At 71.5% G+C, this 14155-nt stretch carries 13 protein-coding genes and 2 tRNA genes; 7 read left to right on the top strand and 8 right to left on the bottom strand.

From position 1 onward, the window contains the following. Positions 1-16: 16 nt before the first annotated feature. Both H0H10_RS03965 and H0H10_RS03960 read right to left on the bottom strand, forming a co-directional pair. Positions 17-658 carry a superoxide dismutase gene (locus H0H10_RS03965; protein ID WP_188179388.1) on the bottom strand — a complete coding sequence of 214 codons (642 nt, stop codon included), beginning with the start codon at positions 656-658 and terminating at the stop codon, positions 17-19. A 165-nt stretch (positions 659-823) separates the two neighbouring features. Then, positions 824-2203, bottom strand: coding sequence for an amino acid permease (locus H0H10_RS03960; protein WP_188179387.1), 1380 nt, complete (start codon positions 2201-2203; stop codon positions 824-826). A 373-nt stretch (positions 2204-2576) separates the two neighbouring features. Between H0H10_RS03960 and H0H10_RS03955 the strand changes: the two genes are divergently transcribed. Next, positions 2577-3158 carry a biotin transporter BioY gene (locus H0H10_RS03955; protein WP_188179386.1) on the top strand — a complete coding sequence of 194 codons (582 nt, stop codon included), beginning with the start codon at positions 2577-2579 and terminating at the stop codon, positions 3156-3158. A gap of 4 nt (positions 3159-3162) precedes the next feature. On the opposite strand, the gene H0H10_RS03950 is transcribed toward H0H10_RS03955, so the two are convergent. Together H0H10_RS03950 and H0H10_RS03945 are read right to left on the bottom strand one after the other, a co-directional pair. After that, on the bottom strand, positions 3163-4488 hold the full coding sequence (locus tag H0H10_RS03950) for an FAD-binding oxidoreductase (protein ID WP_188179385.1): 1326 nt from the start codon (positions 4486-4488) through the stop codon (positions 3163-3165). 36 nt (positions 4489-4524) lie between these two features. Then, positions 4525-5994, bottom strand: a complete 1470-nt coding sequence (locus tag H0H10_RS03945; RefSeq protein WP_188179384.1) for an amino acid permease — start codon at positions 5992-5994, stop codon at positions 4525-4527. Between the two features lie 206 nt (positions 5995-6200). Between H0H10_RS03945 and H0H10_RS03940 the strand changes: the two genes are divergently transcribed. Both H0H10_RS03940 and H0H10_RS03935 read left to right on the top strand, forming a co-directional pair. Beyond that, on the top strand, positions 6201-6686 hold the full coding sequence (locus H0H10_RS03940; protein ID WP_188179383.1) for a ribose-5-phosphate isomerase: 486 nt from the start codon (positions 6201-6203) through the stop codon (positions 6684-6686). Positions 6687-6765: 79 nt separating this feature from the next. Beyond that, positions 6766-7575 (top strand): Fpg/Nei family DNA glycosylase, encoded by an 810-nt coding sequence (locus H0H10_RS03935; RefSeq protein WP_188179382.1) that lies wholly within the window; start codon positions 6766-6768, stop codon positions 7573-7575. Between the two features lie 274 nt (positions 7576-7849). Here H0H10_RS03935 and H0H10_RS03930 read toward each other — a convergent pair whose 3' ends face one another. Then, positions 7850-9118 carry a GNAT family N-acetyltransferase gene (locus tag H0H10_RS03930; RefSeq protein WP_188179381.1) on the bottom strand — a complete coding sequence of 423 codons (1269 nt, stop codon included), beginning with the start codon at positions 9116-9118 and terminating at the stop codon, positions 7850-7852. A 162-nt stretch (positions 9119-9280) separates the two neighbouring features. Between H0H10_RS03930 and H0H10_RS03925 the strand changes: the two genes are divergently transcribed. Both H0H10_RS03925 and H0H10_RS03920 read left to right on the top strand, forming a co-directional pair. Further along, positions 9281-10468, top strand: coding sequence for a PP2C family protein-serine/threonine phosphatase (locus H0H10_RS03925; RefSeq protein ID WP_188179380.1), 1188 nt, complete (start codon positions 9281-9283; stop codon positions 10466-10468). A gap of 13 nt (positions 10469-10481) precedes the next feature. Then, positions 10482-10937: an HD domain-containing protein gene (locus tag H0H10_RS03920; protein ID WP_188179379.1), complete on the top strand. Its 456-nt coding sequence runs from the start codon at positions 10482-10484 to the stop codon at positions 10935-10937. A 91-nt stretch (positions 10938-11028) separates the two neighbouring features. On the opposite strand, the gene H0H10_RS03915 is transcribed toward H0H10_RS03920, so the two are convergent. Continuing rightward, a complete protein-coding gene (locus H0H10_RS03915) occupies positions 11029-12177 on the bottom strand; it encodes an acyltransferase family protein (protein ID WP_188179378.1) in 1149 nt (382 codons plus the stop codon). A gap of 665 nt (positions 12178-12842) precedes the next feature. On the opposite strand from H0H10_RS03915, the gene H0H10_RS03910 reads away from it, so the two are divergent. Further along, a complete protein-coding gene (locus H0H10_RS03910; protein ID WP_077800179.1) occupies positions 12843-13037 on the top strand; it encodes a hypothetical protein in 195 nt (64 codons plus the stop codon). 41 nt (positions 13038-13078) lie between these two features. On the opposite strand, the gene H0H10_RS03905 is transcribed toward H0H10_RS03910, so the two are convergent. Together H0H10_RS03905 and H0H10_RS03900 are read right to left on the bottom strand one after the other, a co-directional pair. Then, positions 13079-13552, bottom strand: a complete 474-nt coding sequence (locus H0H10_RS03905) for an ASCH domain-containing protein (protein WP_223179327.1) — start codon at positions 13550-13552, stop codon at positions 13079-13081. 112 nt (positions 13553-13664) lie between these two features. Beyond that, positions 13665-13735, bottom strand: a tRNA-Gly gene (locus tag H0H10_RS03900). A gap of 165 nt (positions 13736-13900) precedes the next feature. On the opposite strand from H0H10_RS03900, the gene H0H10_RS03895 reads away from it, so the two are divergent. Next, a tRNA-Pro gene (locus H0H10_RS03895) sits at positions 13901-13977 on the top strand. Positions 13978-14155 lie beyond the last annotated feature (178 nt).

The following is a 14155-nucleotide window of genomic DNA, read 5'->3' as shown; positions in this document are numbered from 1 at the left end:
AGGACGACCCGGGCCCTCACGGGGCCAGCAGCAGCGTGTTCACCCTGGACTTGGCGGCCTCGTAGCGCTTCGCCACGTCCTGCCAGTTCACGACCTGCCACATCGCCTCGATGAAGTCCACCTTCTGGTTCTTGTACTGCAGGTAGAAGGCGTGCTCCCAGGCGTCGAAGACCAGGATCGGGGTCGCGCCCTGGCCCACGTTGCCCTGGTGGTCGTAGACCTGCTCGACGATCAGCCGGCCGCTCAGCGGCTCGTAGGCCAGCACGCCCCAGCCGGAGCCCTGCGTGGTCGCGGCGGCCTTGGACAGCTGCGCCTTGAAGGCCGCGAAGGAGCCGAAGGACTCGGCGATCGCCTCGGCGAGCTCGCCCACGCCGTCCTTCTCCAGCGGCTCGCCACCGCCGTCACCGGTCATGTTGTGCCAGTAGATCGAGTGCAGGATGTGGCCGGAGAGGTGGAAGGCCAGGTTCTTCTCCAGGCCGTTGACCGAGCCCCACGACTCCTTGTCCCGCGCCTCGGCAAGCTGCTCCAGGGTGTCGTTGGCGCCCTTCACATAGGCCGCGTGGTGCTTGTCGTGGTGCAGCTCGATGATCTCGGGGCTGATCACGGGGGCGAGCGCGGAGTAGTCGTACGGCAGTTCAGGAAGCGTGTAGACGGGCATGGCGGATCCCCTCCGACCTCTTATTGCAAAAGGCTTGCAAGTGCACGCTAGCAGCAAGAGGCCGGACGGGCGTGTCCGGCACACGCGAAAGGGCCGTGCCCGGCACACACGAAAGGGCCCCCGCACGGATCCGTCTCCGTGCGGGGGCCCTCGGGGGCCGAGCGGTCAGCCGCGCGCCCGCGCCCGCTGCCAGGCGTAGCCGACGGCCGCCAGGACCAGCGTCATCCCGCCCGTCGAGTACAGCTGCACCCGGGTGTCCGGCTCACGGGCCATCAGTACGAACACCGCGGCCATGCCCGCCAGCGCCACCCAGGTCAGCCACGGGAAGGCCCACATCCGCACGACCAGCTTCTCGGGGGCCTCCCGCTCCAGGCGGCGGCGCAGCCTGAGCTGGGAGACGGCGATGAAGATCCAGACGACCAGGATCACCGCGCCGATCATGTTCAGCAGCCAGGAGAAGACGTCGTCGGGCCGCCAGTAGCTGAGCAGCACGCACGCGAAGCCGAACAGGGAGGAGACGAGGACCGCGATCCGCGGCACCCCGCCGGAGACCCGGCCGAGCGCCTTCGGGCCCTGGCCGCGCTCGACCAGGGAGTAGGCGATGCGGGAGGCGCCGTAGATGTTGGCGTTCATCGCGCTCAGCAGAGCGACCAGGACGACGACGTTCATCAGCTGGCCGGCACCCGGGATGCCGAGTTCGTCCAGGGCGGCGACGTACGGGCCCTTCTCGACGACCTCCTTGGAGTCCCAGGGGACCAGGGTGACGATGACCGCCATGGAGCCGATGTAGAACAGCGCGATCCGCCACATCGCCGTCCGTACGGCGCTCGCCACGCCCTTGACCGGGTTCTCCGACTCGGCCGCCGCGATGGTGACCGTCTCCAGGCCGCCGTAGGCGAAGACCGAGGCGAGCAGGCCGATGATCAGGCCGTCGCCGCCGTTGGGCAGGAAGTCGGTCAGGTGGGAGGTGCCGGGGGAGTCGGTGCCGGGCAGCACCCCGGCGATCGCCAGCACGCCCAGCACCAGGAACAGCGTGATCGCGCCGACCTTCAGGGCCGCGAACCAGAACTCGAACTCGCCGAAGTTCTTCACGGCGGCCAGGTTGGTGCCGCAGAACACCACCATGAACAGCGCCACCCACGCCCACTCGGGCGTGCCCGGCAGCCAGCCGTGGACGATCTGCGCGGCGCCGATGCCCTCCAGGCCGACGGCCGTGCACAGCAGCACCCAGAAGGACCAGCCCGCGGTGAAGCCGGCCCACGGGCCGATCGCCCGCTCGGCGTGCGCGGAGAAGGAGCCCGACGACGGATACGCGGCCGACATCTCGCCCAGCATCCGCATCACCAGCATCACGAGGAGGCCGGAGAGGGTGTAGGCGACGACGATCGACGGACCGGCGGCGGCGATGCCGGCCCCGGAGCCGACGAACAGCCCGGCGCCGATCACGCCGCCGAGGGCGATCATCGACAGGTGGCGCTGCTTGAGGCCGTGGGAGAGGGAGACGTCGTCCGACTTCGGCGGCGTCCCGGTGGCGGTGCTGGGCATGGGCGCGGCTCGTCCAATGCGTGGGGGACGGGGGGCAAAAACCCCCACAGTGTCCGCGCTCGCGCGACGGGGCGACAGCGGATGCCCACGATGCGGACAGTCACGATACGGAACGTGACCGTCCGATTGCCGGTCATCGTCGTGCACCGGGCTTTTGGCGGAACCCCACAGTCCCCTCCCGGGGCCGGCGGGGTGACCTGCACCTCTTCGGCCACGTGACCGGTGTCACGCCGAATGACGTGTGCGTGCCGTCCTTTGTCGGGAGCCCACCAAGCTCCCGATCCCGCCTTTGTCGAGCGCTGCCGGTGATCGGCGCCGGAGGCTGGGATAGCGTCACCGTGTCCCGACATGTCCATACCATCGCGGAGTCCCCATGAGCACCGCTGCAGCCCCCGCCCGCACCGGGCAGGTCCTCGCCGACCTCATCCCCGCCTCCCGAGTGCGGGACGTCGCGCTCGTGGCCGGCGGCGCCGCGCTCACCGGCCTCGCGGCCCAGATCGCGGTGCCCGTGCCCGGCTCCCCGGTGCCGGTGACCGGCCAGACCTTCGCCGCGCTGCTCGTCGGTACCTCCCTCGGGGCCGGCCGCGGCCTGCTCTCGCTGGCGCTGTACGCGCTGGTGGGCATGGCGGGCGTGCCGTGGTTCGCCGAGGGCGGCTCCGGCACCGCCGCCCCGTCCCTCGGCTACGTCTTCGGCATGATGCTGGCCGCCACCGTCGTGGGCGCCCTGGCCCGCCGCGGCGCCGACCGCTCCGCCTGGCGCATGGCCGGCACGATGCTGCTGGGCGAGGCGGTCATCTACGCCGTCGGCGTCCCGTACCTGGCCCTGGCCGCCGACATGTCCCTGAGCGCGGCCGTCGCGGCCGGCCTCACCCCGTTCCTGATCGGCGACGCCCTGAAGGCCGCCCTCGCGATGGGCGTGCTGCCCACCGCCTGGAAGCTGGCCGGAAAGCGCTGACGCGTCACAAGCTCCCGCGGAAGAGGTTCGCCGGGTCGTACTGCGACCGGATCACGGCGAGCCTCTTCCGCGTTTCCGCGTCGTGCAGGCCCTTCGTGCGGTCACCCGTGCCGAAGGCGAAGCTGACGCAGCGCCCGATCGTGACCGGCGCGAGCGGGGCGAGGGCGGCGTCCAGCCGCTCCCGCGCGGCGCCCCGGTCCCCCGAGGTCAGCACGCGCACCAGGAACCGGCCCTCGCGGTGGGGAACGGAGTTCGGCGCGGGGGCGGCCAGTGCCCCGCCCAGATGGTTGATCTGCACGACGCACGGGGCGCCGCCCGCGTCCGGCCCGGTGCGGGCGAGCAGCGCGCCGGCCCCGGCGGGGTCCAGCTCGCGGAGCACCGCGCTGTCCCCGTAGTAGGCGTGCGGGACGTCCGGATCGCTGTGGATGGTGTGGCTCTCGGCGTACGGCATCTCGCGCAGCGAGTCGGCGAGCGCCGGCCCGATCCGCCGCAGCGGGGCGACGGCCCGGTCACCGTCGGCGCCGGTGTACGCCACCCGTACGGAGACGACGTACCGCCCCCGCAACGCCTCGGGCAGCGCCGGCAGGTCCGGGTACGGTACGGCCGCGAAGGACGAGGTCAGCCCGTCGGGCACGGTCCGCGTCCACTCCTGCCAGGCCCGCAGCGCGGACGCCGCGCCGACCCGGCTCCCGTCGAAGGAGACCGAACCGCCGTACAGCGTGGCGACGGGGACCAGACCGGTCTCCAGCCCGGTGACGACGCCGAGGCCGCCTCCGCCGCCCAGGAGCGCCCAGTACAGGCCGGGCTCCGACTCCCGGGTGACGTGCCGCAGCCGCCCGTCGGCGGTGACGACGTCGAGGGCGCGCACATGGTCGGCCGCGTACCCGAACCGCCGGGCCAGGATGCCGAGCCCGCCGCCCAGGACGTATCCCACGGCTCCGACGGACGGCGCCGACCCGTTGAGCGGCGCCAGCCCGTGCGGTGCGGCGGCCGCGACGACCTGACCCCAGCGCACGCCCGCCTGGAGCCGGGCGGTGCGGGCGGCGGGGTCGACGCCCAGCCCGTCCATGCGACGCGTGGTGATCAGGACCCCGCCCGTGGACGGACCCGGCAGCCCGTGCCCGGTGGCCTGGACGGCGACCGGCAGCCCCCGCCGTGCCGCGTACCGCACGCCCGCGACCACGTCATCGGCCGAGGCGGCGGCGAAGACGACGTCGGGGCGCCGGGCGAATCCGGTCTGGAAACCGGCGAGCTCGCCCTCGTACCCGGGATCGCCGGGGCGGAGGACGAGCTCGCCGGAGGTGTGCTGGGGGGTGTTCACGATGTCCATGGCGGGCATCGTGGCGGCATTACCTGACAGTCTCCGTCAGCTTTTCGCGGCCGTGTCGGCCGGGACCGCCTCGGCTTCGCCGCGCCGTCCGCCCGCGATCCTCTGCTTGACGACGGCGACGACCAGGACGATCGCCGCGACCAGCAGCGACAGCAGCACGGTCGTGCGTCCGTTGTGCTCGGTGTCGGTCAGCATGTAGCCCAGCACGAAGACGATCAGGGCGGCAGCGGCCCAGGTCAGGTACGGGTACAGCCACATCCGCACGACCAGCTTCTCCGGCGCCTCGGCCTTGATGATCTTCCGCATGCGCAGCTGCGAGAAGCAGATCACCAGCCAGACGAACAGGGCGACGGCGCCCGAGGAGTTCACCAGGAAGAGGAAGACGGAGTCGGGGAACTTGTAGTTGAAGAAGACGGCGACGAAGCCGAACACGACGGACACGAGGATCGCCGTCCGCGGCACACCGCGCCCGGTGGTCCGGGCGAAGGCCTTGGGCGCGTCACCGCGCTGGCCGAGGGAGAAGGCCATGCGGGAGGCCGTGTACAGGCCGGAGTTGAGACAGGACAGCACGGACGTCAGCACGATGAAGTTCATGATCTGGCCGGCGTTCGCGATCCCGAGGGAGTCCAGGGCGGCCACGTAGGAGCCCTTGTCGATGATCGACTGGGAGTCCCACGGCAGCAGGGCGACGACGACGAAGATCGAGCCCAGGTAGAAGACGGCGATGCGCCAGATGATGCTGTTGGTCGCCTTGGTGACGGCCCGCTGCGGGTCCTCGGACTCACCGGCGGCCAGGGTGGGGATCTCGCTGCCCATGAAGGAGAAGACGACGAGCAGCACGCCGGTGAGGATGGCGCCGGGCCCGTTGGGCAGGAAGCCGCCGTGCTCCGTCAGGTTGGCGAGCCCCGCCTGGTCGCTGTCGACACCGGGCAGCAGGCCGAAGACGGCCAGCCCGCCGACGACGATGAACGCGGCGATGGCGACGACCTTGATGCCGGCGAACCAGAACTCGAACTCGCCGTAGGAGCCGACGGAGGCGAGGTTGGTGGCGGTCAGCACCACCATCACGATGAGGGCCCAGGCCCACTGGGGCACGGCCGGTATCCACCCTTCGAGGATGGCGGCGCCGGCGGTCGCCTCGACGGCGAGCACGACGACCCAGAAGAACCAGTAGAGCCAGCCGATGGAGAAGCCGGCCCAGGGGCCGAGCGCCCGGTCGGCGTGTGCGGAGAACGAACCGGACGTCGGGTTCGCGGCCGACATCTCGCCGAGCATCCGCATCACCAGCACCACGAGGGTGCCGACGAGGGCGTACGAGAGCAGGATGCCGGGGCCGGCGGTCGCGATGCCGGAGCTGGAACCCACGAAGAGGCCGGCTCCGATGACACCGCCGATGGCGATCATCGACAGATGGCGGTTCTTGAGTCCGGCCTGCAGCCCGGTCCCGGGGTCTCCGGGGCTTCCGGGGCCGCTGTCGGCCTTGGTCATGGTCGGCTGCGAGGTCATGGGGAGGTCTTCCTTTGCGCCGGTTGAGCCGTGTCCCGTACGAGCGGTGTACGAGCCGGACCAGTGAAACGGAGGCGAACGAATTCGGGAACCTTTGATTCCGGATTGTTACTTGAGCTTTCCCTGAGCTTCCAGGAAAATGATCAGTGCTTTGCGGCGTGACACCCGACACTGCCGCCCCGCGGAGCGCGTGTCACACTCGACGCATGCGCGTGTATCTCGGCTCCGACCATGCGGGCTACGAACTCAAGAACCACCTCGTCGAATGGCTCGAGGCGGCGGGCCACGAGCCCGTCGACTGCGGCCCGCACATCTACGACGCCCAGGACGACTACCCGCCCTTCTGCCTCCGCGCCGCCGAGCGGACGGCCGCGGACGAGGGCTCCCTCGGCATCGTCATCGGCGGCTCCGGCAACGGCGAGCAGATCGCGGCGAACAAGGTCAAGGGCGTGCGGGCGGCCCTGGCCTGGAGCGTGGAGACCGCGGAGCTCGGCCGGCAGCACAACAACGCCAACGTGGTCGCGGTCGGCGCGCGCATGCACTCGCGGGAGGAGGCGACGAAGTTCGTCGAGACCTTCCTCAACACGCCGTTCTCCGGTGACGAGCGTCACATCCGCCGCATCGACATGCTGTCGTCCTACGAGACGACCGGCGACCTCCCGCCGATCCCGCCGCACCACCCCCAGCAGTAGCCCACTCCCGCGCCGGGCCCCGGACGGCGGGCACAGCCCCGCGGGGCCCGGGCGGGCGGGCCGAGAAAGGACCACATCCGTGCCGGAAGGGCACACGATCCACCGGCTGGCCGAGGACCACACGGCGGCCTTCGCCGGTACGGCGGTACGCGTCACCAGCCCGCAGGGCAAGTTCTCCGACTCCGCCGCCCTCCTCGACGGCACCGTCCTGCACACCGCCGAGGCCCACGGCAAGCACCTCTTCCTCGGCTTCACCGGCACCGGATGGGTCCACATCCACCTCGGCCTCTTCGGCAAGGTCGCCTTCGGGCCGACGCCCGCGCCGCCGCCCACGGACACCGTCCGGCTCCGCCTCGCGGGCGACACCTCGTACGTCGACCTGCGCGGCCCCACCACCTGCGCCCTGATCACGGACCCCGAGAAGCAGGCGATCCACGACCGCCTCGGTCCCGACCCGCTCCGCTCGGACGCCGACCCCCGCACCGCCTACGCCCGGATCTCCCGCAGCCGCACCACGATCGCCGCGCTGCTCATGGACCAGAAGGTCATCGCCGGCGTCGGCAACGTCTACCGCGCCGAGGTCCTCTTCCGGCACGGCATCGATCCCTACCGCGCGGGCCGGGACATCACCCCCGCCGAGTGGGACGCGATCTGGCAGGACCTCGTCGGGCTGATGCGCGAGGGCGTCCGGAACAACCGCATCGACACCGTCCGCCCGGAACACACCCCCGAGGCCATGGGCCGCCCGCCCCGCGTCGACGACCACGGCGGCGAGGTCTACGTCTACCGCAGGGCCCATCTGCCCTGCCACATCTGCGGCGGCGAGGTCCGCACCGCCGGCCTCGCCGCCCGCAACCTCTTCTGGTGCCCGACCTGCCAGCGGACCTGACCCCCGCGCGGCAGCCACGGCCCCCCGCGGGACGACCGCCCGGCCCCGCCTACACCTGCGGCGGCGAGACCCGCACCGCCGGCCTCGCCGCCCGGCCTGCCGGTGGTCCTGATGCCCCTGGCGGCCGTGCGGGAGCCACGGCGCCACGTGGGACGGCGGGACCCGCCCGTCCCGCCCCACCTGCGGCGGCGAGGCCCGCACCGCCGGCCTCGCCGCCCGCAACCTTTTCCGGTGTCCGGCCTGACGGCGGGCCCGGCGCCGTGGTCGTCCGGGGTCAGAAGCCGTGCGGCAGCCACGGGGCCACGGGGGACGCGAACCCCGTGGACGCCTCCGCCAGCGCCCCCGGCCGCAGTTCCCGCACGCGCCCGGCGGCGCCCAGCGCGGCCAGGGGCACACCCCCGAGGTAGGCCGCGCCCAAGTCCCTTACCGACAGGGCGAGATCCGGCGCGTCCGCCGTACGTTCGCAGGACGCGCCCTTCACGTCACCGCTCAGCCGCCAACGCCCCTCGTTCCAGGGGCAGAAGGCGTCCTCGACCTCGAACACGACGTCCACCGGGGCCTGGTACGTCCGCGCCGCCAGCGCGGCCCCGACGTCCACCAGCCGGACGTACAGCGCGTCCCGCAGCCGCGGCTGGCACCGCCTGATGTCCGACACCTGGTACTGCCAGGCCTCGTCGACCGGCCGCCCGCGCACGGTCAGCTTCGTCGTCAGGTCGATGTCGAACAGGAAGCGCCACAGTGCCGCCTCGGTCGCCGGGTCCAGCCCGGCCAGGTCCTCCACGACCACCGTGCCGTCGGGTCCCGCCGGCCCCCAGGCCGGCCGTACCCGGAACCGCGCGTACCCGGTGACCTCGCCGTCCTTGCGGGCCACCACGCACTGCAGCGGCGACGCCCCGTCCCGCCCGCTCTCCGGATCCAGCAGCCCCAGCCGCTCCCAGCCGGGCCGCCGGGCCAGCATCCCCGGCCGCCCCGGCACCAGCCGGGCGTACACCGCCTCGCATGCGTCGAGGACATCGGCGGGCGCCGCGTACCGCAGCCGTACGTCATCCGTGCCGTCGGGCACGGACAGACGTACCCGGTCCGTGTCGATCTCCGCGTTGACCTGGAAGGTCGCGGCGCCGTACCCGAACCGGCCGTAGATCGCCGGTTCGGAGGCCGTCAGCACGGCCAGCGACTCGCCCCAGGAGCGGACGTCGTCCAGCTGCCGCCGCATCATCGACGTCAGCACACCCCGGCGCCGGTGCGTGGCGGCGACGCTCACCATCGTGATGCCCGCGGCCGGCACCTCCGCACCCCCGGGCACGGTCACCCGGAAGCTGAACGCTCCCGCCGTCCCCACGCATTCGTCCCCGTCCCAGACGCCGAGGGAGCGGTCGAACTCGGTCAACGAGTTCCACAGCTCCTTCTCGTCGTCCGATTCCGGGACTCCGCTGAAGGCGCGGACCAGCGTTCCGTACCACTGGTCCCATTCGTCCCGCTGTGGGACCCGCAGTCCGGTCGCCCAGCCGGTGCCGTCGGTGCTGTCGCTGCCGTTGTTGCCCATGGACCATGCCTATCAGGGCCGTGCGGGGCGGGCGAGAGAATTTCTCCGGGACGGCCGCGCGACCGCGCTCCGTGCAGTTCACTGTGAAGCCGGGCCTCGGACGGGGGACAAGTGGGACCTCCCGTGCCAAGCGGCCGGTGCGATGGATAGGGTCCCGAACTAATGGCAGCAGGACGACAGCGGCGCGCGGAAGCCGAGACGTTCACGGCCCGGTTGAAGAAGCAGTGGCACCGGGCCCGCGTCGGCATGCGCAGATCCGCCGTCGACTACTTCCGCGGCGACGGCTCGGACTGGATCGCCCTCGCCGGACTGCTGCTGACGATCCCGGTGATCGCGGCGACGACCATGGCCAACTCGGTCTGGTGCTCACCGGCCGCGCTGGTGCTGCCGATCGTCGCGGGCGGCCTGGTGCTGCGCCCGGCGAGCCTGCTCGGCCTCTATGCGGCGGCCGCCACGGCACTGATCGTGGAGTCCGTACAACTCGGCCCCTACACCGAGGGCCCGTCCAGGGTCACCCCCGGCGTGGTGCTCGTGGTGGCCGCCTGCGGCTTCTTCGGACTGCTCCTCGCCCAGTTCCGCAGCAGGGTCGGCGTGCCGTGGCGACGCGGCGGCACCATGCTCTTCGACCTGCGCGAACGCATCCGCGTCCAGAGCAAGCTGCCCAAGCTGCCGCCGGGCTGGCACCGCGAGATGGCCCTGCGCCCGGCCGGCGGCCAGTCCTTCTCCGGCGACTTCGTGGTCGCGGCCCGCACCAACGGCGGCCGGACCCTGGAGGTGGTCCTCACCGACGTCTCCGGCAAGGGCATGGACGCCGGCTCCCGCGCGCTGCTGCTGTCCGGGGCCTTCGGCGGACTGCTGGGCAGCCTGCCCCCGCACGCCTTCCTGCCCGCCGCCAACGGCTACCTGCTCCGCCAGGACTGGGACGAGGGCTTCGCCACCTCCATCCACCTGGTCCTCGACCTCGACTCCGGCGACTACGAGCTGTACTCCGCCGGGCATCCGCCGGGCCTCCAGCTCAGCGCGGGCACCGGCCGCTGGGAGGAGAAGGCCGCCGAGGGACCGCTGCTCGGGGTGTACGACGGCGCGCAGTTCGACTCCGTGAAGGGCTCGCTGCGCCCCGGCGACGTGCTGATGCTGTTCACCGACGGACTGGTGGAGACCTCCGACCGCGACATCGTCGAGGGCATCGACCGCCTCACCGGCGAGGCCGACCGCTATGTCGCCGGCGGCTTCCACGGCGCCGCCTGGCACCTGATCGAGGCGGTCGCGAAGGACGTCAACGACGACCGCGCGCTCCTGCTGATCTGCCGAGAGGGACCGACGGCCCAGGCGCTCGCCGCGAGCGGCTGACACACTGGTCCGCGTGCCCGACACCACACCACTGACCCTGGCCGACGTCGAGGCCGCCGCCCGCGCCGCCCACGCCGGCCAGACGGACAAGGCGGGCCGGCCCTACGCCGAACACCTGCGCGCCGTCGCCGAGGGCGTACGCCGGCGCGGCGGGGACGACGAGCAGATCGCCGCCGCCTGGCTGCACGACGCCGTCGAGGACGACGCGCTCCCGCGGCGGTGGCTGGAGGAGGCCGCGCTGAGCCGCCGCACCAAGGACATCGTCCTCGCGGTCACCAAGCGGGACGGGGAGCCGCCCGAGGCGTACGCCGCGCGCATCCTCGCCACCCCCGGCGCCCTGCTGGTGAAGGAGGCGGACCTCGCGCACAACGCGGATCCGGCCCGGCTGGCGGTCCTCGACGAGCCCACCCGCACACGACTGACCGAGAAGTACGCGAGGATGCGCGCACTTCTCGGTCTGGACGGCTGAAACGGAGGCGACGGCTGAAACGGGGGGACCGCTGAAACGGGGGGACCGCTGAAACGGAGGCCCCGCCGGGCCGCGAACTGCCGCCCTCCGGCTAGACCGGGACCTTCTGGTTCGGTTCGCGCGCCTCGACGGCCTCGCGTGCCCCGGTCTTCGGACGGGCCTCGCGCTCCCGCGCCTCCTCGCCCGCGTCACGCCTGAACGCCCACTCCATCCGCGGTTCCACCACGCACCGCAGGGTGCGCTGCACAGGCTTGGTGCACAGCAGCGTGATGGCGACGGCACCGAGGACGGTCAGGCCGATCTCGCCGAGCGGCTGATCCAGCACGGGCTCTTGGAACCAGCCCTCGTAGGTGCCGGCCTTCACCAGGAAACCGTGCAGCAGATAGCCGTAGATGGTCCCCGCGCCCAGCGCCGTGAACCACATGCGCCGGCCCGGCACCCAGGCGAAGAAGCAGGCGGTCAGGACCACCGAGCAGCCGAAGAGCGCGAGCGTGAGCACCGGCCCGGTCCACCAGGGGGCGTCCGCGGCCTGCGCCGGGGCGTTGCGGTAGAACCAGGCCGTCTCCATGCGCGGCACCGACCACCAGGCGACGGCCACCGCCGCCGCGACCACCGGCACCGACGCGATGCGCACCGAGCGGCGCCGAACCAGCGCGAAGTGCTCGGGCCGCAGCACCAGACCCAGCACGAAGCACGGCAGGAACTGCAGCACCCGCTGCATGTTCAGGTCGTTCCCGACCGACGGCGCCATGGAGGCCAGCGCCGCGATGCCGAGCGCGATCGGCAGCGGCCAGCGGACCGTCTTCCAGATGGGGGTGGTCAGCCGCCAGACGAACAGCGCGCACAGGAACCACAGGAGATAGGTGGGGTCGAGCAGGCTGATGTCGTGATCCGGGGCGTCGTCGCCGTAGCGCCGGTGCAGCGAGTAGGCCACCTCGAAGACGACGTACGGCACGACGACGCCGGTGATCAGCCGCTTGACGCGTTTGGGACTCAGGTCGAAGCTGCGCGAGAAATAGCCGGAGATGATGATGAACGCCGGCATGTGGAAGGTGTACACGACCCGGTACAGGGTCTCCACGGTCCGGTTGCCGTCCAGGATCTGTCCCCAGGCGTGCCCCACGCCGACCAGCACGATCGCCAGGTACTTGGCGTTGTCGAAGAACGCGTCGCGCTGCTTGCTCTGTTGTCGGGGGAGCGGAGTCCCGCGGTCGCCGTTCGGTCGCAGCGAGGCCGTCATGCAACCCCCCGCCGGAAACTCGGCGAGACGGTGCATGAGCTCGCTGCTCTGATGGGGGACGAGGCAGCGTAGAACATCTGAGGCACCCTAGCGTTGTCCGTGCGAATCCGTAAAACCTTCGACGTCATTCCGCTATTCGGTTTCGCGAGTGCACTGCGACTACCCGGTATTTCGGGGAACTTGACCTGGTCGGCCGCGTGAGAGCCGCCACAGTGCGGGGCGTTGGCACGTGCCGGCTGGCCCTGCGGACGCCCTGCTTGTCCTGACTCGTCATGACTAAACCGTCCATAAGTCCGGCGGGCGACTCTGCTGGAATGTCCCCTTCAATGCCCTTTCAGGGACCGATCACGGACGCTTCGATGTGCCTGCCGCAACAATTCGAAATATCTGCGAACGCGGTGTGTGGACATGGAAACGATCTGCCGGAATTCCCGGTGGGAGTGCATCGTCGAATTTCTGTGCGGAGTACGGCTGTCGAGACGCCGCCCCCGGCGCCTCCGTGACCGCCCGGACGCACGGATCCGGGCCCGGCCGTCGCGAACCGGTCCGACGATGTGTCACCCGCCGCATGGCGGAGGCCGGTTGGTGGCACGATGGTTCTGGCGGGGTGCGCGGGGTTGCGCCCCCGGGCCGGGAGAGCGGACCGACCGAGGGTGTGATCAGTTGTGGCCATTTCACTGTCAGTGGTGCTGCTGTTGGCGATCATCCTGGTGGTGCTGCTGCGAGGGGGCTCCATCAAGGCGGGCCCGGCGATCGTCGCCGTCCTCTTCGGCTTCTTCCTCGCCTCGACCGGCATGGCCGACGACATCCAGCGGTTCCTGGACTCGATAGCGGAGACGATCAACTCCATCCAGTTCTAGCCACGCGGCAGACCTCCGACGGGCATGCCGGAGGCACGCCGTCACTCGTCGGTCCGGGCGCCGTCCAGGGGGCGGAGGTCGGCGACGAGGCGGAAGCGTTCCAGCACCGCCGGCGTCGTGTCGTCGACGGTGAAGCCGGGGTCCTCCAGGGCCGCACGCATCTCCTCGCTGTGCCAGAACCGCTCATGGCCTGCGCGCCACTCGGCCACGCCGGTGTCCCCCTCCCCCTCGGCGATCACGTGGTCGAGATCCACCTGCCCCAGCGGGACGACGCGCACGCCGGTCACCTCGATGACCGCGACCGGACGCTCGTCCGAGTCGACGACCACCGAACGGCTCCCGACTTCCGGCAGGGGCGCTCCCTCGCGCTCGTAGTCGGCGACGAGTGCCGTCGTGGAGGTCTTGGAGCCGTCGAGGATCGCTGCGACGAGCCGGTCGCGCAGCGGCCCGGGGAAGGCGAACTCGGCCCTGGGCATCGAGGCGATCTCTGCGGGTGAGGGGGAGCCGGGCATCATGCGATCACCGTAATCCGGCGCGAGTGATCACGGCCCCGGGTACCCGAGGCCCCGGAAAGCGATCGGGGCCGGGTCGGAGGAGGTTCCTCCGACCCGGCCCCGAGTCGTCGAGAGCGGGCGACGGGAATCGAACCCGCGTAGCTAGTTTGGAAGACTAGGGCTCTACCATTGAGCTACGCCCGCACGGCGCGCGCCGCCGACCGGTGGCCGCGGCACTGCAGGCATCGTAGCGGGTCGCCCCCCTTCACCGCACACCCCGTTTCCGCCGGCGCCGGACCGGCACGGATGCACGGGAAAATGAGGCGCTCCCCACTGCCTGGCGGCATGTACCCTACGTGTCGCACCAGACGGGGTGTGGCGCAGCTTGGTAGCGCGTCCGCTTTGGGAGCGGAAGGCCGTGGGTTCAAATCCCGCCACCCCGACCATCCACCGGCCGTCCGGGGCCGTCCACCGGCCATCCGGCCGATCACCTCGCGTGATCACCTTTTGGGTGGTGTAGCCGCTGCCGTTACTATGCAAGCTGCACGCCCGTGTGTCTCAGCGTCTGCAGTCTCCGGGCGGCGAAATCGGCCGGGCCCCTCTGGCTCCGGCAGAACCCAAGAA

The sequence above is a fragment of the Streptomyces griseicoloratus genome, from assembly GCF_014534645.1.
GTDB classification, from domain to species: Bacteria; Actinomycetota; Actinomycetes; order Streptomycetales; family Streptomycetaceae; genus Streptomyces; species Streptomyces griseicoloratus.
The sequence above is the reverse complement of the archived record's forward strand: the minus strand, read 5'-3'. Positions and strand labels throughout refer to the sequence as shown.